The sequence below is a fragment of the Klebsiella sp. KPN54798 genome (assembly GCF_021184225.1).
In the GTDB taxonomy this organism is placed as follows: Bacteria; Pseudomonadota; Gammaproteobacteria; order Enterobacterales; family Enterobacteriaceae; genus Klebsiella; species Klebsiella pneumoniae.
Window position 1 is genome coordinate 752848 of sequence record NZ_CP089234.1, and the last position, 18656, is coordinate 771503.

The 18656-nt window shown below is 56.8% G+C and carries 17 protein-coding genes and 2 pseudogenes; 8 read left to right on the plus strand and 11 right to left on the minus strand.

The genetic code is table 11. The features are described 5' to 3' along the window. Window positions 1-50: 50 nt before the first annotated feature. The 8 genes from ruvX to metK form a co-directional block, all read right to left on the minus strand. Window positions 51-467, minus strand: a complete 417-nt coding sequence (ruvX, locus tag LPQ25_RS03740) for a Holliday junction resolvase RuvX (protein ID WP_002916605.1) — start codon at window positions 465-467, stop codon at window positions 51-53. Then, entirely contained in the window at window positions 467-1030 is a 564-nt protein-coding gene (locus LPQ25_RS03745) for a YqgE/AlgH family protein (protein WP_002916603.1), read from the minus strand. The genes ruvX and LPQ25_RS03745 overlap by 1 nt, the downstream gene beginning before the upstream one ends. A 174-nt stretch (window positions 1031-1204) precedes the next feature. Next, on the minus strand, window positions 1205-2155 hold the full coding sequence (gene gshB, locus LPQ25_RS03750) for a glutathione synthase (RefSeq protein WP_002916600.1): 951 nt from the start codon (window positions 2153-2155) through the stop codon (window positions 1205-1207). A gap of 20 nt (window positions 2156-2175) precedes the next feature. Next, window positions 2176-2907: a 16S rRNA (uracil(1498)-N(3))-methyltransferase gene (gene rsmE / locus LPQ25_RS03755; protein WP_002916597.1), complete on the minus strand. Its 732-nt coding sequence runs from the start codon at window positions 2905-2907 to the stop codon at window positions 2176-2178. A gap of 91 nt (window positions 2908-2998) precedes the next feature. Further along, window positions 2999-3706 (minus strand): deoxyribonuclease I, encoded by a 708-nt coding sequence (endA, locus tag LPQ25_RS03760; protein ID WP_002916589.1) that lies wholly within the window; start codon window positions 3704-3706, stop codon window positions 2999-3001. A 94-nt stretch (window positions 3707-3800) separates the two neighbouring features. Beyond that, window positions 3801-4301: a SprT family zinc-dependent metalloprotease gene (locus tag LPQ25_RS03765; RefSeq protein ID WP_014906938.1), complete on the minus strand. Its 501-nt coding sequence runs from the start codon at window positions 4299-4301 to the stop codon at window positions 3801-3803. Between the two features lie 77 nt (window positions 4302-4378). Then, window positions 4379-5773, minus strand: coding sequence for a sugar porter family MFS transporter (locus LPQ25_RS03770; protein WP_002916587.1), 1395 nt, complete (start codon window positions 5771-5773; stop codon window positions 4379-4381). Between the two features lie 384 nt (window positions 5774-6157). Beyond that, window positions 6158-7312 carry a methionine adenosyltransferase gene (gene metK, locus LPQ25_RS03775; RefSeq protein ID WP_004149807.1) on the minus strand — a complete coding sequence of 385 codons (1155 nt, stop codon included), beginning with the start codon at window positions 7310-7312 and terminating at the stop codon, window positions 6158-6160. A gap of 467 nt (window positions 7313-7779) precedes the next feature. Between metK and LPQ25_RS27340 the strand changes: the two genes are divergently transcribed. The 4 genes from LPQ25_RS27340 (at window position 7780) to speB (ending at window position 11284) form a co-directional block, all read left to right on the plus strand. Then, entirely contained in the window at window positions 7780-7929 is a 150-nt protein-coding gene (locus LPQ25_RS27340) for a hypothetical protein (protein ID WP_418607197.1), read from the plus strand. Window positions 7930-8013: 84 nt separating this feature from the next. Further along, entirely contained in the window at window positions 8014-8145 is a 132-nt protein-coding gene (gene yqgB, locus LPQ25_RS03780; protein ID WP_002916578.1) for an acid stress response protein YqgB, read from the plus strand. Between the two features lie 8 nt (window positions 8146-8153). Then, complete coding sequence (gene speA, locus LPQ25_RS03785) at window positions 8154-10130, plus strand: biosynthetic arginine decarboxylase (RefSeq protein WP_004149805.1); 1977 nt, start codon at window positions 8154-8156, stop codon at window positions 10128-10130. A 233-nt stretch (window positions 10131-10363) separates the two neighbouring features. Next, window positions 10364-11284 (plus strand): agmatinase, encoded by a 921-nt coding sequence (speB, locus tag LPQ25_RS03790; protein ID WP_002916572.1) that lies wholly within the window; start codon window positions 10364-10366, stop codon window positions 11282-11284. A 47-nt stretch (window positions 11285-11331) separates the two neighbouring features. Here the strand turns inward: speB and LPQ25_RS27345 are convergent. The 3 genes and pseudogenes from LPQ25_RS27345 to LPQ25_RS03805 all read right to left on the minus strand — a co-directional run. Next, window positions 11332-11490, minus strand: a pseudogene (locus LPQ25_RS27345) (OprD family outer membrane porin); the annotation flags it as partial. 143 nt (window positions 11491-11633) lie between these two features. Further along, window positions 11634-11708: pseudogene (locus tag LPQ25_RS03800) on the minus strand (hypothetical protein); the annotation flags it as partial. Window positions 11709-11741: 33 nt separating this feature from the next. Beyond that, a complete protein-coding gene (locus LPQ25_RS03805; protein ID WP_004151780.1) occupies window positions 11742-12500 on the minus strand; it encodes a metalloprotease LoiP in 759 nt (252 codons plus the stop codon). 278 nt (window positions 12501-12778) lie between these two features. Between LPQ25_RS03805 and tkt the strand changes: the two genes are divergently transcribed. The 4 genes from tkt to fbaA all read left to right on the plus strand — a co-directional run bounded on the left by tkt (window position 12779) and on the right by fbaA (window position 18562). Next, window positions 12779-14770 (plus strand): transketolase, encoded by a 1992-nt coding sequence (tkt, locus tag LPQ25_RS03810; RefSeq protein WP_004174438.1) that lies wholly within the window; start codon window positions 12779-12781, stop codon window positions 14768-14770. 383 nt (window positions 14771-15153) lie between these two features. Then, window positions 15154-16182, plus strand: a complete 1029-nt coding sequence (epd, locus tag LPQ25_RS03815) for an erythrose-4-phosphate dehydrogenase (protein ID WP_002916512.1) — start codon at window positions 15154-15156, stop codon at window positions 16180-16182. Window positions 16183-16221: 39 nt separating this feature from the next. Beyond that, a complete protein-coding gene (pgk, locus tag LPQ25_RS03820; RefSeq protein ID WP_002916508.1) occupies window positions 16222-17385 on the plus strand; it encodes a phosphoglycerate kinase in 1164 nt (387 codons plus the stop codon). 97 nt (window positions 17386-17482) lie between these two features. Continuing rightward, window positions 17483-18562, plus strand: a complete 1080-nt coding sequence (gene fbaA / locus LPQ25_RS03825; RefSeq protein WP_004144748.1) for a class II fructose-bisphosphate aldolase — start codon at window positions 17483-17485, stop codon at window positions 18560-18562. Window positions 18563-18656: the final 94 nt, after the last annotated feature.

Genomic DNA, 18656 nt, shown 5'->3' on the forward strand with positions numbered 1-18656 from the left:
GGGTAAACGTGCGCCGTCAGCGGTCCGCCGGCGGCGCAGGAGGGCAGAGTTTAAAAGCTCTGCTCGAAGTAGCTTTCCAGTATGACTACGGCAGAGGCTGAATCGACGCTGCCTTTATTCAGCGCCCGGTAGCCGCCGTGTTCAAACAGGCCCGCGCGGGCCTCAACCGTACTCAGCCGTTCATCGTGGAGAAGGATCGCGACGCCAAAGCGGCCATGAATTTTATTGGCGAAATTACGCGCGCGCGCCGTCAGCGGTTGCTCGGTGCCGTCCATATTGAGCGGCAGGCCGACGATTACCGCCTCAGGCTGCCACTCTTTAAGCAGTTTTTCGATGACGTTCCAGTCCGGTTTACCGTCCTGCGCCTTCAGCGCCGGTAATGGTCGTGCGGTCGCGGTGATGCGTTGTCCCACCGCCACGCCGATGCTTTTGGTGCCAAAGTCAAAGCCGAGAAAGGTTCCGCTCATCACGCATGCCCCGCGACGCCTGGCATCGTCACAATGTCGATACCAATCAGTTTAGCCGCCTCGCGCCAGCGATCGGCGATCGGCGTACGGAAAAGAATATTCTGATCCGCCGGGGCGGTGAGCCAGGCATTATCTAAAATCTCCTGCTCCAGCTGCCCTTTCTCCCACGAAGAGTAGCCCAACGCAACCAGCACGTTGCCCGGCTGCCGATCGGTACCTAAGGTTTCAAGAACATCCCGCGAGGTGGTAATCACCGTGTTATCCGAGATGCGAATGCTCGAGGAAAAGTCAGAGGGCGGGGTATGCAAAATGAAGCCGCGGTCTTCCGCCAGCGGGCCTCCCAGCATCACCGGTTTATCCAGACGGATCTCTGGATTGCGCGGCTCCGGGACAATTTTGAGCTTCTCAAGGATCCCTTCCACCTGCAGATTTTCCAGCGGCTTATTGATAATAATGCCCATGGCACCCTCGTCGTTGTACTCGCAGATATAGACTACGGAGCGGCGAAAAATGGGGTCCTGAAGCGCGGGCATGGCAATCAGAAAGTGATGCTGTAAATTCATTGTCAGAGGTTCGTTCCTGGTTCAAAAAAGCAACACCCAGTATGCGGGCAAAGTAGAATGGTGTCGATGCACTTTATCTGGCCGGCGCCCGAGTGGCGTCAGGCTGGCTACGTTTCACGAGCGCGGTAATCCGCGCTCGCTGCGCCAAAAGCGGACGTTGGTCCGCCGTCGTGCTTATTTATCGATACGTCTTTCGATAGCGTCCATCAGCATACCGGTGATCGAAATATCCGGGAAGGCGGCTTCGATTTCGCGTACGCAGGTGGGGCTGGTGACGTTAATTTCCGTCAGACGGTCGCCGATGATATCCAGGCCGACGAAGATAAGGCCTTTGGCCTTCAGCGTCGGGCCGACGCGGCGGGCGATTTCCCAGTCGCTTTCGGTCAACGGGCGGGCTTCGCCGCGGCCGCCGGCGGCCAGATTGCCGCGGGTCTCGCCACCCTGCGGAATTCGCGCCAGGCAGTAAGGCACGGGCTCTCCATCCACTACCAACACGCGCTTGTCGCCATCTTTAATGGCCGGCAGATAGTTCTGCGCCATGCAGTAGCGGCTGCCCAGTTCGGTCAGCGTCTCGGCAATCACCCCAAGGTTTGGATCGCCGGCTTTAACACGGAAAATAGAGGCGCCGCCCATGCCGTCGAGCGGTTTCATGATGATATCGCCGTGCTTTTCCCAGAAGGCTTTCAGCTGGGCTTTATTGCGGGTGACCAACGTTTCCGGAGTCAGTTCAGAGAACCAGGCGGTGAACAGCTTCTCGTTACAGTCGCGCAGACTCTGCGGCTTGTTGACGATAAGCGTGCCTTTCTCTTCCGCTCGCTCCAGGATGTAGGTGGCATAAATAAATTCGGTATCAAACGGCGGATCCTTACGCATCAGGATGACGTCAAGGTCCGCCAGCGGCAGATCCTGCTCGCCGGTGAAGTCATACCATTTATCGTAGTTCTGTTCGACGCTCAGCGTGCGCGTCCGGGCGCGGGCTTCGCCGTTGATCAAATAGAGGTCGTTCATCTCCATATAATGGAGTTCATAGCCGCGACGCTGCGCCTCCAGCAACATAGCGAAGCTGGTGTCTTTCTTGATGTTGATGGTTGCGATGGGATCCATCACGATGCCGAGCTTGATCATGGTTCTTCTCCGTTAACGCCTCAACCTAAGTCGCCAAAACGCACCTGTAGGGCGGTGATGGCGGTGAGCGCAGTAGTCTCTGTACGCAGAACGCGCGGTCCCAACAGGATATCAGTAAACTGGTATTGCGCGGTCATCGCTATCTCTTCAGCCGACAGCCCGCCTTCCGGGCCAATCAGCAGACGGACGCGTTCAACCGGCAGCGGCAGCGTGTTAATGCTGGCGCTGGCGCGCGGGTGCAGGTTGAGCTTCAGCCCGCTGTCCTGCTCGGCGCACCACGCCTCCAGCTGCATCGCCGGACGTATTTCCGGTACCACGTTACGACCGCTCTGTTCGCAGGCGGCAATAGCGATTTTCTGCCACTGCTGGATCTTTTTCTGCAAACGTTCGGCATCCAGTTTAACGCCGCAGCGCTCGGAAAACAGTGGCGTTATGAGGCTTACCCCGAGTTCGATCGATTTCTGGATGGTGAATTCCATTTTTTCGCCGCGGGACATCACCTGGCCTAAATGGATATGCAGCGGCGATTCCCGATCGTCAGGTTCGCCACTGAGCACCTCAACCGTAACGTTTTTCTTACCGGCCTCGGTGATGACCGCGTCAAACACCTGGTTACTGCCGTCAAAAAGCTGTAGGTGCTGACCGGCGGTCATGCGCAGGACGCGGCCGACGTGGTTGGCCGCGTCATCGCTCAGCGCGATCTGGCTGCCGACAATGAGGCGTTCTGGATGATGGATGCGAGGAATGCGCATGCTTGATATTCCGTTCGTTGCGCAGATGCCAGCTTCCCGCCATCGGGCGGGAAGCACAGGGCTGCAAATTAACAATTGCCGCTAGTGTAGGTTAGCTCTTTTGCGCCTGGCAAGCCTGCTGGACATACGGATTATGGTTGCCCTGCACTTTCGCGATGCGCTCATCACGTTCACATTCCCAGGCGGTGACCGGGTACTGTTTATTCCAGGCGGTAAACAGCTGAGTTTGCTGGCGGGAAAGATTCAGCTGATAGCGGTCGCGCATATAGAAGTAGGTGCGGGCGATGGCGCCGCGAGCGCGGGCAGGGGGCTCGGCGATTTTATCTTTAAAATCGACCTTCATGGTGCACTGGCCGTACTGGCCTTCACCGCCGTTCCACTGGCTGTACATAAAGTTGCCGCGATCGCCATTCACTTCTCCCACCGCCGGCTGCAGGTTGTGCATATCGCTTTCCATCTTGCGGTATTCCGGATCTTTGGCGCAGTTTTTACGTCCACCCTCCTGCCAGCACTGACGCTGATGGCCGAACTGCCATGCCGGCACTACGTGCTCCCATTCAACCCGGCTGGCGCGGTTCTCATTTTTACGCACTTTATAGCCGCAGGATTCCAAATCGATAACGCCTTTTTTCCCCTGCCAGTCGATTTTACAGCCGCAATAAAAATCGCCCGGAACGTCGGCATTCACTTTGACGCCAGCGGCTTTGGCCTGGGAAAAACTATTAATACCAGCGGCCGCAAGCGGACCACTGACTGCCGCGCTCAATACCGCTACGGCTAAAACATGCATACGGGACATCGTTAACTCCGTGTCAAAACGAGCCCGCAACGTAGCGAATGAGGGTGCCGGATGCAATCAGTCAGATCAGAAAGTTTCTAATTAATTCCGATGGTTATTTTTCAGCCACCAGCAGATCGCCGCAGCGAACGCAGCGGTAGGTGGCCTCGCCGCGAACCACCCGGTTATGGCGACGGACGGTGAGCTGGTGCTGCTGACAGCGACAGCGATAGGGGAAGGTGTTCTGGCGGACCGAAGCGAGTTCAAAGCGGTGGGTGCGACGCGCGGGAACGCCAAGGACGCTCTCCATCATCCATTTCCACTCTTTCCCGTGCGGCGCGACGCGGCCGAAATGCTGCCAGACCAGCAGGTGCGCCAGCTCATGCGGCACCACTTCATCGATAAACTCCCGCTGATTTTCCAGCAGTAGCACCGGGTTTAAACGAATTTCGTTTTTCTCCAGCCAGGCGGTGCCGGCGGAAGTACCACGCTGCTGGTAGACCAGCGTCGGTTCCGCATAGCGGCGTTCCAGCTTGCGATTCGCATTGGTGAGATGCTCCCGCAGGCTGCGCATGACGGCCTGCTGAATAGCGATGGGAATACGGGGCGTTTTCATAGCGCCAGAGGATAGTGCGGCGGAGGGGGGAGAGCAAGAGGAAGCTTCCTCCCGGGATGGGAGGAAGCTCAGGAAGGTTAATCGCGGGCACCGATCTCGCGCAGTGGACGACCCTGCATCAGGTTACGTTCAATATGTTCCAGCGAGACGTTTTTGGTTTCCGGGATCAGCCACAGCGTCAGCAGGATAAACAGCACGTTCAGACCGCCGTACACCCAGAAGGTATTGGCGCTGCCCAGCGAGTTGAGCATGGTCAGGAAGGTGGCGCCGACAATCATGTTGGCAATCCAGTTGGTCGCTGTGGAGCAGGTGATACCGAAGTCGCGGCCTTTCAGCGGCTGGATTTCGGAGCACAGTACCCAAATCAGCGGGCCGGCGCTCATGGCGAAACCGACGATGAACATCAGCAGCATCAGGACGGCGATGTACTGGGCGGTAGAGGAGTGAATGCCGATGTGCATCATGGTACCCAGGACGCCCATACCCGCGGCCATCACGATAAAGCCAAGGATCAGCGTCGGTTTACGGCCCCAGCGGTCGACCAGACCGATGGCGATAAAGGTGGCCAGCACGTTAGTCAGACCGACGATCACTGTCCCCCACATTTGCTCAGTGGTGTTGGCATAACCCGCCAGCTCAAAGATCTTCGGCGCGTAGTACATGATGACGTTCATCCCGGTGAACTGTTGCATCACCTGCAGCAGGATGCCGAGGAACACCGCGCGGCGGAAGTTGCTGTTGTCTTTAAACAGCGACCAGCCGGACTGTTTTACCTTCAGGCTTTCACGGATTTCATCGAGCTCGCGTTTCGCTTCGGCGCTGGTATCGCGCAGGCGCAGCAGCACGCGTTCCGCATCGACAAAGCGACGTTTGGCGGCGAACCAGCGCGGGCTGTCCGGCAGGAAGATAACGCCGATCAGCAGCAATACCGCCGGAATGATGATAACCCCGAGCATCCAGCGCCATGCGCCGCTGTAGCTGAAAGCGGTGTCAGAGAGATAGGCGCCAAGGATCCCGATGGTGATCATCAGCTGGTACATGGAAATCATACTGCCGCGAATTTTTTCTGGGGCGATTTCCGACAGATACAGCGGAGCCGTATATGAGGCGACGCCCACCGCCAGGCCGAGCAGCACACGGGAAACCAGCAGGATCTCGACGTTTGGCGCGGCGGCAGAGAACAGCGAACCGGCGACGAAGAGGATGGCGCCGATCATCAGGCTCTTTTTCCGGCCCAGTTTGAAAGAGAGCCAGCCGCTGCCGACCGCGCCGACGGCAGCTCCGAACATCATGGAGCTGACCACCCACTCCTGGGTGTGGGCGGAAATCTGGAACTCATTGGCAATAAAGGGTAAGGCACCCGCAATAACACCGATATCAAGGCCGAACAGCAGGCCAGCCAGCGCGGCGAGGAAACAGACGAAGAACGTCATAGTCTTGTTCGAACGCCCTTGTTTTTTGTTGTCAGGCATAACGCCCTCCAGTTGAGTTATTGATTCTGTCGATGGTTAGGGTAGGACACTCGTCGGTAAAAAAACGTGACTATAATCACGGCTGTGTAATCGTTTCCACAAAGGTAAAGAAACGTAATTCATTAAATGCTTTTTAAATCAGCAATATAAACAAGGATAGACGACATTTTGAAAAACGGTAATCAGAGTTGACCGAAACAATATGTAGCATTGTGAAAAATGGGTACAGGAGATAGCGTCTTTGGGCAGAAGGTGACAGTCTTTACTATGTAATCGCTTTCATTTTGTGGCGGCCGCGCGTTGAAATGGGTGCGCAGAAAAGGGGGGGAGGTGTAAATAAAAAGGCCAGCGCGAGGCTGGCCTTGAAGAGAGGAAGCGCGGAGATTATTTCAGACCGGCCGCTTCCCGCAGCAGCGCCGCTTTGTCGGTTTTTTCCCATGGGAAATGTTCGCGACCAAAGTGACCGTAGGCTGCGGTTTCTTTGTAGATCGGGTGCAGCAGATCCAGCATCTGAATCAGGCCGTATGGACGCAGGTCGAAGAACTCGCGCACCAGCAGGGTCAGCTGTTCAGAAGGCACTTTCTCGGTGCCAAAGGTTTCCACCATGATGGACGTCGGTTCTGCAACGCCGATAGCGTAGGAAACCTGAATTTCGCAACGATCGGCCAGGCCTGCGGCAACGATGTTCTTCGCCACATAGCGCGCCGCGTAGGCTGCGGAACGGTCAACTTTAGACGGATCTTTACCGGAGAACGCGCCGCCGCCGTGGCGAGCCATGCCGCCGTAGGTATCAACGATGATCTTACGACCGGTCAGACCGCAGTCGCCCATCGGGCCGCCAATAACGAAACGGCCGGTCGGGTTGATGAAGAATTTGGTGGACGCGTTGAGCCATTCGGTCGGCAGAATCGGCTTGATAATCTCTTCCATCACTGCTTCCTGCAGGGATTTCTGATCGATATCTTCCGCATGCTGAGTCGACAGAACGACCGCGTCGATGCCGACGATTTTGCCGTCGTCATACTGGAAGGTCACCTGGCTTTTCGCATCCGGGCGCAGCCACGGCAGGGTGCCGTTTTTACGCACTTCAGCCTGACGCTGCACCAGACGGTGAGCGTAAGTCACCGGCGCCGGCATCAGCACGTCGGTTTCGTTAGTGGCGTAGCCAAACATCAGCCCCTGGTCGCCGGCGCCCTGTTCCAGCGGATCGGCACGGTCAACGCCCTGGTTAATGTCCGGAGACTGTTTACCAATGGCGCTCAGTACGGCGCACGAGTTGGCGTCAAAGCCCATATCGGAATGCACGTAGCCAATTTCGCGGACGGTGTTGCGGGTGATCTCTTCGATATCAACCCATGCGCTGGTGGTGATTTCGCCGCCTACCAGCACCATGCCGGTTTTGACATAGGTTTCACATGCGACACGCGCTTTCGGATCCTGCTCGAGGATCGCATCCAGCACGGCATCGGAGATTTGGTCAGCAATTTTGTCAGGATGCCCTTCTGATACGGACTCAGACGTAAAAAGGTGTTTTGCCATATTTTATTTCACCTGTGGACGATTCGGATAGCTCATACTGTTGTGTAATGTGGCTTTGGTGGATAATCAGCGCAAAGCCGCGCAGGTAGCGACACGAGCAGTCTGAGTGTTAATCAGTATAGACGGATTAACTTCTGGACGGCCATTTTAGGTCAAATCTTGAGCCCATTTCCAGCCTTTTTTGATGGCGGTCGCATTTATGGGAAAACCCGCCTGGCAAAATTTCCTGACAACCGCGCAAACAGGCACATTTTTATTTTGCTTTTTACCCCGCTTCTCGGTATAAAACGCCGCGCGCGGCTCATTAAAAAAGCGCACGGGGCATGGCCCTGTGGTGCCACTTCCAGCCGGGTTAAGCAGTCTGTATTTACAGAATCTAGCAGCGGCGTAGCGCCTGTTGCCCGGTATGTATAGCTTTGGCTTGTCGCCGACCCTGTCGCAGGGCGGTGTGGAGGTGATACCAGATAATGAACCACTGTTTTTCGTTTGATTCGTCGCGTCGTTCTGTCGCGCGTCAGCACTCCGCAACCTGCATCTCTCTCATGCAAACCAGCCGATGTTCACCCCATCTCGGCGCTTCTCAGGATTCCAGGGCCGGTCGGCCGTCAGAAAACTGAACAAGGGCGCTCTTGCCTGGCAAGAGTTTTCTCGTGGTTTCTCCGGACTGTCATACTCTGTTCGGCTACGTGTTTTACGATGATATGAATAAGAAACCGGTCGCGCAGTCGCAAAACCAGCAGATAGTGCTGGGCTTTAGGACTGTTCATGGGTTGTTATCGCATCTTTGGACTGCGATAGTAGTTAACTGTCTTACACTTATTATTAAAAATTGAGGTTCGCTATGTCTGACGACATGTCTATGGTTTCGCCTTCGTCAGCAGGCGAACACGGTGTACTACGTTCCATGCAGGAGGTAGCGATGAGCTCCCAGGAAGCCAGCAAGATGCTGCGTACTTATAATATTGCCTGGTGGGGCAATAACTATTATGACGTCAACGAACTGGGCCACATCAGCGTTTGCCCGGATCCGGACGTCCCGGAAGCGCGCGTTGACCTCGCGGAATTAGTCAAAGCCCGCGAGGCGCAAGGGCAGCGCTTGCCGGCGCTGTTCTGCTTCCCGCAGATCCTGCAGCACCGCCTGCGCTCGATCAACGCCGCCTTCAAACGCGCGCGTGAATCGTATGGCTATAACGGCGATTACTTCCTCGTCTACCCGATCAAGGTTAACCAGCACCGTCGCGTGATTGAATCGCTGATCCATTCCGGCGAGCCGTTGGGCCTGGAAGCCGGTTCGAAAGCGGAACTGATGGCCGTGCTGGCGCACGCCGGGATGACCCGCAGCGTCATCGTCTGTAATGGTTATAAAGACCGCGAATATATCCGTCTGGCGCTGGTGGGCGAGAAGATGGGCCACAAGGTCTATCTGGTCATTGAGAAGATGTCCGAGATCGCTATCGTACTGGAAGAGGCCGAGCGCCTGAACGTGGTGCCGCGCCTCGGCGTGCGTGCGCGTCTGGCCTCGCAGGGCTCCGGTAAATGGCAGTCCTCCGGCGGCGAGAAGTCCAAGTTCGGCCTCGCAGCGACCCAGGTGCTGCAACTGGTCGAAATTCTGCGCGAGGCAGGCCATCTTGAGAGCCTGCAACTGCTGCACTTCCACCTCGGTTCGCAGATGGCTAACATTCGCGATATCGCCACCGGCGTGCGTGAATCGGCGCGTTTCTACGTCGAACTGCATAAGCTGGGCGTCAATATTCAGTGCTTCGACGTCGGCGGCGGCCTGGGCGTGGACTATGAAGGCACCCGCTCGCAGTCCGATTGCTCGGTGAACTACGGTCTGAACGAATACGCCAACAATATCATCTGGGCGATCGGCGATGCCTGCGAAGAGAATGGCCTGCCGCACCCGACGGTGATCACCGAGTCCGGCCGCGCGGTGACCGCGCACCATACCGTGCTGGTTTCCAACATCATCGGCGTTGAGCGTAACGAATACACCGAGGCGACCCCGCCGGCGGAAGACGCTGCGCGTCCGCTGCAGAGCATGTGGGAAACCTGGCTGGAGATGCACGAGACCGGCAACCGCCGCTCGCTGCGCGAATGGCTGCACGACAGCCAGATGGACCTGCACGATATCCACATCGGCTACTCCTCAGGCACCTTCAACCTGCAGGAGCGCGCGTGGGCGGAACAGCTGTATCTGAACATGTGCCATGAGGTGCAGAAGCAGCTCGACCCGAGCAACCGCGCCCATCGTCCCATCATCGATGAGCTGCAGGAGCGAATGGCGGATAAAATCTACGTCAACTTCTCGTTGTTCCAGTCGATGCCGGATGCCTGGGGGATCGATCAGCTGTTCCCGGTGATGCCGCTGGAAGGGCTGAACAAGTCGCCGGAGCGCCGCGCGGTGCTGCTGGACATCACCTGCGATTCCGATGGCGCCATCGATCACTACGTGGACGGCGACGGGATCGCCACCACCATGCCGATGCCGGAATACGACCCGGAGAACCCGCCGATGCTGGGCTTCTTCATGGTTGGCGCCTATCAGGAGATCCTCGGCAACATGCACAACCTGTTCGGCGATACCGAGGCGGTGGACGTGTTCGTCTTCCCTGACGGCAGCGTTGAGGTTGAGCTGTCCGACGAGGGCGATACCGTAGCGGATATGCTGCAGTATGTGCAGCTGGATCCGAACACGCTGCTGACCCAGTTCCGCGATCAGGTGAAAAATACCGGTCTGGACGATGCGCTGCAGCAGCAGTTCCTCGAGGAGTTCGAGGCGGGACTGTACGGCTATACTTATCTGGAAGACGAGTAGCCGCTGATGCCCGGTGGCGCTGCGCTGACCGGGCCTGCGTATGTCGGCCGGATAAGGCGAAGCCGTCATCCGGCAGCATGCGATACTCACTTGAACCCGTATGCATTACCGGCGATAATTCACGCCAATAAGCGATTTATCTATCAAACCCTTCCTCGTCGGGCCTAACGACGCGGAGGGGTTTTTTTATACTTATTTTTTACGTTCCACGACTGTCAAAAGAGGTCATATCCATGAGCACTTTAGGTCATCAATACGATAACTCTCTGGTATCCAATGCCTTTGGCTTTCTGCGTTTGCCGATGAACTTTATGCCGTATGAAAGCGATGCGGACTGGGTCATCACCGGCGTGCCGTTCGATATGGCGACCTCCGGGCGCGCGGGCGGCCGTCATGGCCCGGCGGCGATCCGTCAGGTTTCCACTAACCTTGCCTGGGAGCACAACCGTTTCCCGTGGAACTTCGATATGCGCGAGCGCCTGAACGTGGTGGACTGCGGGGATCTGGTGTACGCCTTCGGCGACGCGCGCGAAATGAGCGAGAAGCTGCAGGCTCACGCCGAGAAGCTGCTGGCGGCCGGCAAACGTATGCTCTCCTTTGGCGGCGACCACTTCGTTACCCTGCCGCTGCTGCGCGCCCATGCCAAGCACTTTGGTAAAATGGCGTTGGTGCACTTCGATGCTCACACCGATACCTACGCCAACGGCTGCGAGTTCGACCACGGCACCATGTTCTATACCGCGCCGAACGAAGGGCTTATCGATCCGAACCACTCCGTACAGATCGGGATCCGCACCGAATTCGACAAAGACAATGGCTTTACGGTGCTCGACGCCGGCCAGGTTAACGACCGCAGCGTTGATGACGTGATTGCCCAGGTGAAGCAGATCGTCGGCGACATGCCGGTGTACCTGACCTTTGATATCGACTGTCTGGATCCGGCGTTTGCGCCAGGCACCGGTACCCCGGTTATCGGTGGGCTGACCTCCGACCGCGCGATCAAGCTGGTGCGCGGCCTGAAGGACCTGAACATCGTCGGGATGGACGTGGTGGAAGTCGCCCCGGCCTACGATCAGTCCGAAATTACCGCTCTGGCGGCGGCGACCCTGGCGCTGGAGATGCTGTACATCCAGGCGGCGAAAAAGGGCGAATAACCCGGTAACCCCTGTGCCGTACGGTACAGGGGTTAATCAAGGCGCCGGCCGCTGGGCCCGCGACCGCCGTCAAGGCGCACCGCATACTGGGCGATACAGTCCACACCGAAGCCGACCGGTCCCTGGGTAAAGCCGGATTCGAAGGTGGCGATAATCCCCTGGCCCCATTCGGCTTTATCCGGCAACCCATCGCGATAATCACGTTTGGTATATACCCTAAATAATTCGAGTTGCCGGACAAAACGGCTAGCCGTTTTGAACAGCGCTTGCGCTGGCCCCGTAGGGGCGAGGCCCAGGGATAGACCGAGTTATTGCCAACGCACATGCAGCTTGAAGTATGACGGGTATAAGCGTTACGTAAAAAGAGTTCCAAGTGGCTGTCTTCAATAAAGCCCTGGCTATTTGATTGTTGGCTGGCAAAGATTGGTGAGGAGGCGCTAGCGCCTCCCGCTGATGATTATTTAATCCCGTCGGCCTTCATGCGATCGCGAATATGCTGGGCGCGCGCTTCTGAGGCCGGGTGATCGTCAAACATGGAGCTCTGACGGCCGGCTTCCAGCTTGGCCAGTTTCTCGAAGCTGGTGGCCAGTCCCGACGGATTGATACCGCGCTTACGCAGCAGGTCGTAAGAGTAGTCATCCGCTTCCGATTCCTGACGCTGGGAGAACTGCGAGTTCACCAGTTTTTCGCCCAGATCGCCCAACTGAGACTGCGACAGGCTACCGACGATACCGCCCGCGGAGGCCGCCGCCGCACGCACGGCGTTGGTACCCAGGGCGACCTGCATGCCTTTCTTCACGTGGCCCAGCGCGACGTGGCCCATTTCGTGGCCGATCACCGCCTCGACTTCATTATCGTTCATCAGATCCATCAGCCCGCTGTAGACGCGGATGCAGCCGTTGGCCATGGCGAAGGCGTTGACATCCTTGGTCTCATAGACCTTGTAGTTCACGGGCTGACCATTGATGTTATCGCCCAGCGCAGCCGCGATTTTGTTCAGCCGCTGGCTGTATTCACTGTTGGCCGGGGCGATTTTCGCTTTGGCGTCCATCTCTTTACAGGCCTGGTCGCTTAAGGTTTTCACCTGCGCGTCGCTGAGAGAGTATGCCTGGAAGGCTTCGGCGCCTGAGCTGAGCAGACCGTTGGAGTCCATGTTCTGACATCCGGTGAGGGTTGCTGCGATCCCAAGAGCAAGTACGGTTGAGCGAATTTTCATTTTTATCTTCCACAATCTTATGGTTGTTTATCCGAAAATACGGCGACGGCAGGGAACCGTATTCTGCGTAAATTATAAAGAGTATCGCAGGATGCGGGCGAGCGGATTCCGGCGTAGCACAACCTGTTCCAGAGATTTCTTAAAGGGCAAAAGGATGCTCCATGTACATGACTTGTCGCTTGGGTTACATTGTTCACACTTTTTTCCGGCGTAGCCCAAAACGCGCTCTCGTCAAGTCGTTAAGGGCATGGCCTTCAACAGTCCGAACTGGAGTCAAAATGTCCTCACGTAAAGAGCTTGCTAACGCTATTCGTGCGCTGAGCATGGACGCTGTACAGAAAGCCAAATCCGGCCACCCGGGGGCCCCGATGGGTATGGCTGACATTGCCGAAGTGCTGTGGCGTGATTTCCTGAACCATAACCCGAACAATCCGGCCTGGGCTGACCGTGACCGTTTTGTGTTGTCAAATGGCCATGGTTCGATGCTGATTTACAGCCTGCTGCACCTCACTGGCTACGATCTGCCGATTGAAGAGCTGAAAAACTTCCGCCAGCTGCACTCCAAAACCCCGGGTCACCCGGAAGTCGGCTACACCGCAGGCGTGGAAACCACCACCGGTCCGCTGGGCCAGGGTATCGCTAACGCGGTCGGGATGGCTATCGCCGAGAAAACCCTGGCGGCGCAGTTCAACCGTCCGGGACACGATATCGTCGACCACTACACCTACGCCTTCATGGGCGACGGCTGCATGATGGAAGGCATTTCTCACGAAGTGTGCTCCCTGGCCGGTACCCTGAAACTGGGTAAACTGGTGGCGTTCTATGATGACAACGGCATCTCCATCGACGGCCACGTTGAAGGCTGGTTCACCGACGACACCGCGAAACGCTTTGAAGCCTACGGCTGGCACGTGGTGCGCGGCGTGGACGGTCACGACGCTGACGCCATCAAACGCGCGGTAGAAGAAGCACGGGCGGTCACCGACAAACCGTCCCTGCTGATGTGCAAAACCATCATCGGTTTCGGTTCGCCGAACAAAGCCGGCACCCACGACTCCCACGGCGCGCCGCTGGGCGACGCCGAAATCGCCCTGACCCGCGAAGCGCTGGGCTGGAAACACGCGCCGTTTGACATCCCGTCTGACATCTATGCCCAGTGGGATGCCAAAGAAGCCGGCCAGGCGAAAGAAGCCGCATGGAACGAGAAGTTCGCGGCTTACGCCAAAGCCTTCCCGCAGGAAGCAGCCGAATTCACCCGCCGTATGAAAGGCGAGATGCCGTCTGACTTCGACGCGAAAGCTAACGAGTTCATCGCGAAGCTGCAGGCCAACCCGGCGAAAATCGCCAGCCGTAAAGCCTCGCAGAACGCCATCGAAGCTTTCGGCCCGCTGCTGCCGGAATTCCTCGGCGGCTCCGCAGATCTCGCGCCGTCCAACCTGACCCTGTGGTCTGGCTCTAAGCCGATCAACGAAGACGCTGCCGGGAACTACATCCACTACGGCGTGCGCGAGTTCGGTATGACCGCTATCGCCAACGGTATCGCGCTGCACGGCGGCTTCCTGCCGTACACCTCCACCTTCCTGATGTTCGTGGAATACGCGCGTAACGCGGTACGTATGGCCGCGCTGATGAAACAGCGTCAGGTGATGGTCTACACCCACGACTCCATCGGTCTGGGCGAAGACGGCCCGACTCACCAGCCGGTAGAGCAGGTGGCTTCCCTGCGCGTGACCCCGAACATGTCCACCTGGCGTCCGTGTGACCAGGTGGAATCCGCGATTGCGTGGAAATATGGCGTGGAGCGTCAGGACGGCCCGACCGCGCTGATCCTCTCCCGTCAGAACCTGGCGCAGCAGGAGCGTACCGCAGAGCAGCTGGCGAACGTGGCCCGCGGCGGTTATGTGCTGAAAGATTGCGCCGGCCAGCCGGAGCTGATCTTCATCGCCACCGGTTCAGAAGTGGAGCTGGCGGTTGCCGCATGGGACAAACTGACTGCCGAAGGCGTGAAGGCGCGCGTGGTTTCCATGCCGTCCACCGACGCGTTCGACAAGCAGGATGCGGCTTATCGCGAATCCGTACTGCCGAAAGCCGTGACCGCGCGCGTTGCCGTGGAAGCGGGTATCGCTGACTACTGGTTCAAATACGTTGGCCTGAACGGCGCTATCGTTGGCATGACCACCTTCGGTGAGTCTGCGCCGGCTGAGCAGCTGTTCGAGGAGTTCGGCTTCACCGTTGATAACGTGGTCGCTAAAGCGAAAGCGCTGCTGTAATCGCTGGTACGGTGCGGGCTGATGCCCTCACCCCAACCCTCTCCCACAGGAGAGGGTGCAAACACCAAAACGGTAACCCCTGGGTTACCGTTTTGCTTTTATCTCGCCACCCGGCTTTTTGTATCTGCTATTCCTGAACCATGTAATACGGTTGTAAATTATTCCAGAGAAAATGTGATGTGAGTCATATAGCTGGTTTATTGCGCTGGACAAACATTCCTTTTATTCCTCATTTCGCTTATTCTAGCTGAAGCGTTTCAGTCGTTTAAATGTTCGACAATTAATCAATCAGTCGCAGTTTGCAGCTGGTAAGGTTCCCCTCAGAGCGTTGCTGGATTACTCTGTCAGCCACCTCATAACAGGGACAGCCTTGCAGGAGATCTATGACCATTCGCATCGCGATTAATGGCTTCGGTCGCATTGGACGCAACGTGGTTCGTGCTCTATATGAATCCGGGCGTCGTGCGGAAATCACCGTGGTGGCAATCAATGAGCTGGCGGATGCCGCGGGCATCGCGCATTTATTGAAATATGACACCAGCCATGGCCGTTTCGCCTGGGATGTCCGTCAGGAGCGCGAGCAGCTGTTTGTTGGCGACGATGCCATCCGTCTGCTGCATGAGCCGACCATTGCGGCGCTGCCCTGGCGCGAACTGGCGGTGGACGTCGTGCTTGACTGTACCGGGGTATACGGGAGTCGTGAACACGGTGAAGCCCATCTTCAGGCGGGGGCGAAAAAAGTGCTCTTTTCCCACCCCGGCGGCAACGACCTCGACGCGACGGTGGTGTACGGCGTAAATCAGGATGAACTTCGCGCCGGGCATCGCATTGTCTCCAACGCCTCCTGCACCACCAACTGCATTATTCCGATCATTAAACTGCTCGATGACGCCTATGGCATTGAGTCCGGCACCGTCACCACCATTCACTCGGCGATGCATGACCAGCAGGTGATTGACGCTTATCATCCGGATCTGCGGCGTACCCGCGCGGCCAGCCAGTCGATCATTCCGGTGGATACCAAACTGGCGGCAGGGATCACCCGTATTTTTCCGCAATTTAACGACCGTTTTGAAGCGATTGCCGTGCGGGTGCCGACGATTAACGTGACGGCAATTGACCTGAGCGTGACGGTGAAAAAACCGGTAAAAGCATGTGAAGTCAACCAGTTGCTGCAAAAAGCAGCACAAGGTGCATTTCATGGTATAGTTGACTATACGGAATTACCGTTGGTCTCGACAGATTTTAACCACGATCCGCACAGCGCCATCGTCGATGGTACGCAAACCCGGGTCAGTGGCGCGCATCTGATCAAAACGCTGGTCTGGTGCGATAACGAATGGGGCTTTGCTAACCGAATGCTCGACACGACGTTAGCGATGGCGGCTATTGGTTTCAGGTTCGACGCGTAAACGTCGACAAAACTTTATGAATCAACGAGAGGATTCACCATGTCTGTAATTAAGATGACCGATCTGGATCTGGCTGGTAAACGCGTTTTTATCCGTGCGGATCTGAACGTACCAGTTAAAGACGGGAAAGTAACCAGCGACGCACGTATCCGTGCATCTCTGCCGACCATTGAACTGGCGCTGAAGCAGGGCGCGAAAGTCATGGTTACTTCTCACCTGGGTCGTCCGACCGAAGGCGAGTACAACGAAGAATTCTCTCTGCTGCCGGTTGTTAATTACCTGAAAGACAAACTGTCCAACCCGGTACGCCTGGTTAAAGACTACCTGGACGGCGTGGAAGTGGCTGCCGGTGAACTGGTGGTGCTGGAAAACGTTCGCTTCAACAAAGGCGAGAAAAAAGACGACGAAGAACTGTCTAAGAAATACGCTGCGCTGTGCGACGTGTTCGTGATGGACGCTTTCGGTACTGCGCACCGCGCGCAGGCTTCCACCCACGGCATCGGCAAATTTGCTGACGTGGCGTGCGCAGGCCCGCTGCTGGCCGCTGAACTGGACGCGCTGGGTAAAGCGCTGAAAGAGCCAGCTCGTCCGATGGTCGCTATCGTTGGTGGTTCTAAAGTGTCCACCAAACTGACCGTTCTGGATTCCCTGTCTAAAATCGCTGACCAGCTGATCGTGGGCGGCGGTATCGCTAACACCTTCGTTGCCGCTCAGGGCCACAACGTCGGTAAATCCCTGTACGAAGCAGATCTGGTTGATGAAGCCAAGCGCCTGCTGGGCACCTGCGATATCCCGGTTCCGACCGACGTTCGCGTAGCGACCGAGTTCTCCGAAACCGCAACGGCAACCCTGAAATCTGTTAACGACATCAAAGATGACGAGCAGATTCTGGACCTTGGCGACGTTTCCGCACAGAAACTGGCTGAAATCCTGAAGAACGCCAAAACCATCCTGTGGAACGGCCCGGTTGGCGTATTCGAATTCCCTAACTTCCGTAAAGGGACTGAAATCGTGGCTAACGCTATCGCGGACAGCGAAGGTTTCTCCATCGCCGGCGGCGGTGACACCCTGGCAGCGATCGACCTGTTCGGCATCGCTGACAAAATTTCCTACATCTCCACTGGCGGCGGCGCATTCCTTGAATTCGTCGAAGGCAAAGTCCTGCCGGCAGTAGCGATGCTCGAAGAGCGCGCTAAGCAGTAATTCAGTTCAGGCGGGGAAACCCGCCTGTTTTTCAGCGCGCTTAAGGGCTCGCGAACCTTCTTCAACGGTCGAAGATACAGATACAGGACTAAGTAACATGTCTAAAATTTTTGATTTCGTAAAACCGGGCGTCATCACTGGCGACGACGTTCAGAAAGTGTTCCAGGTAGCGAAAGAAAACAACTTTGCACTACCGGCGGTAAACTGCGTAGGTACTGATTCCATCAACGCCGTTCTGGAAGCTGCAGCGAAAGTTCGCTCTCCGGTTATCGTTCAGTTCTCTAACGGCGGCGCAGCGTTCATCGCAGGTAAAGGCGTGAAAACTGACGTTCCTCAGGGTGCTGCTATCCTCGGCGCTATCTCTGGCGCCCACCACGTGCACCAGATGGCTGAACACTACGGCGTGCCGGTTATCCTGCACACTGACCACTGCGCGAAGAAACTGCTGCCGTGGATCGACGGCCTGCTGGACGCCGGTGAAAAACACTTCGCCGCTACTGGCAAACCGCTGTTCTCTTCACACATGATCGACCTGTCTGAAGAGTCCCTGCACGAAAACATCGAGATCTGCTCTAAGTACCTGGCGCGCATGGCCAAAATGGGCATGACCCTGGAAATCGAACTGGGCTGCACCGGCGGTGAAGAAGACGGCGTGGATAACAGCCACATGGACGCTTCCGCCCTGTACACCCAGCCGGAAGACGTGGATTACGCCTACACCGAGCTGAGCAAAATCAGCCCGCGTTTCACCATCGCCGCTTCCTTCGGTAACGTACACGGCGTGTACAAACCAGGTAACGTAGTTCTGACCCCGACCATCCTGCGCGACTCTCAGGAATATGTTTCCAAGAAACACAACCTGCCGCACAACAGCCTGAACTTCGTGTTCCACGGCGGTTCCGGTTCTTCCGCTCAGGAAATCAAAGACTCCGTCAGCTACGGCGTGGTGAAAATGAACATTGATACCGACACCCAATGGGCAACCTGGGACGGTATCCTGCAGTATTACAAAGCGAACGAAGCTTACCTGCAGGGCCAGCTGGGCAACCCGAAAGGCGAAGACCAGCCGAACAAGAAATACTACGACCCGCGCGTATGGCTGCGTGCTGCCCAGACTTCCATGGTGACTCGTCTGGAGCAGGCATTTAAAGAGCTGAACGCGATCGACGTTCTGTAAGAAAAATCTGTTTCTTACCCGGAAGCCCGCAGCAATGCGGGCTTTTTTATTATCTTAACAACAGGATAGCGCGGCAGAAAACTGTGATCCATTT

Bases quoted from the DNA above. Each gene is read 5' to 3' on its own strand.
- LPQ25_RS03745 (WP_002916603.1), bottom strand. From the start codon at position 1,030: ATGAATTTACAGCATCACTTTCTGATTGCCATGCCCGCGCTTCAGGAC.
- pgk (WP_002916508.1), top strand. From the start codon at position 16,222: ATGTCTGTAATTAAGATGACCGATCTGGATCTGGCTGGTAAACGCGTT.
- tkt (WP_004174438.1), top strand. From the start codon at position 12,779: ATGTCCTCACGTAAAGAGCTTGCTAACGCTATTCGTGCGCTGAGCATG.
- rsmE (WP_002916597.1), bottom strand. From the start codon at position 2,907: ATGCGCATTCCTCGCATCCATCATCCAGAACGCCTCATTGTCGGCAGC.
- LPQ25_RS03770 (WP_002916587.1), bottom strand. From the start codon at position 5,773: ATGCCTGACAACAAAAAACAAGGGCGTTCGAACAAGACTATGACGTTC.
- gshB (WP_002916600.1), bottom strand. From the start codon at position 2,155: ATGATCAAGCTCGGCATCGTGATGGATCCCATCGCAACCATCAACATC.
- ruvX (WP_002916605.1), bottom strand. From the start codon at position 467: ATGAGCGGAACCTTTCTCGGCTTTGACTTTGGCACCAAAAGCATCGGC.
- fbaA (WP_004144748.1), top strand. From the start codon at position 17,483: ATGTCTAAAATTTTTGATTTCGTAAAACCGGGCGTCATCACTGGCGAC.
- LPQ25_RS27340 (WP_418607197.1), top strand. From the start codon at position 7,780: ATGAACCACTGTTTTTCGTTTGATTCGTCGCGTCGTTCTGTCGCGCGT.
- endA (WP_002916589.1), bottom strand. From the start codon at position 3,706: ATGTCCCGTATGCATGTTTTAGCCGTAGCGGTATTGAGCGCGGCAGTC.
- LPQ25_RS03805 (WP_004151780.1), bottom strand. From the start codon at position 12,500: ATGAAAATTCGCTCAACCGTACTTGCTCTTGGGATCGCAGCAACCCTC.
- yqgB (WP_002916578.1), top strand. From the start codon at position 8,014: ATGAATAAGAAACCGGTCGCGCAGTCGCAAAACCAGCAGATAGTGCTG.
- metK (WP_004149807.1), bottom strand. From the start codon at position 7,312: ATGGCAAAACACCTTTTTACGTCTGAGTCCGTATCAGAAGGGCATCCT.
- speB (WP_002916572.1), top strand. From the start codon at position 10,364: ATGAGCACTTTAGGTCATCAATACGATAACTCTCTGGTATCCAATGCC.
- LPQ25_RS03765 (WP_014906938.1), bottom strand. From the start codon at position 4,301: ATGAAAACGCCCCGTATTCCCATCGCTATTCAGCAGGCCGTCATGCGC.
- epd (WP_002916512.1), top strand. From the start codon at position 15,154: ATGACCATTCGCATCGCGATTAATGGCTTCGGTCGCATTGGACGCAAC.
- speA (WP_004149805.1), top strand. From the start codon at position 8,154: ATGTCTGACGACATGTCTATGGTTTCGCCTTCGTCAGCAGGCGAACAC.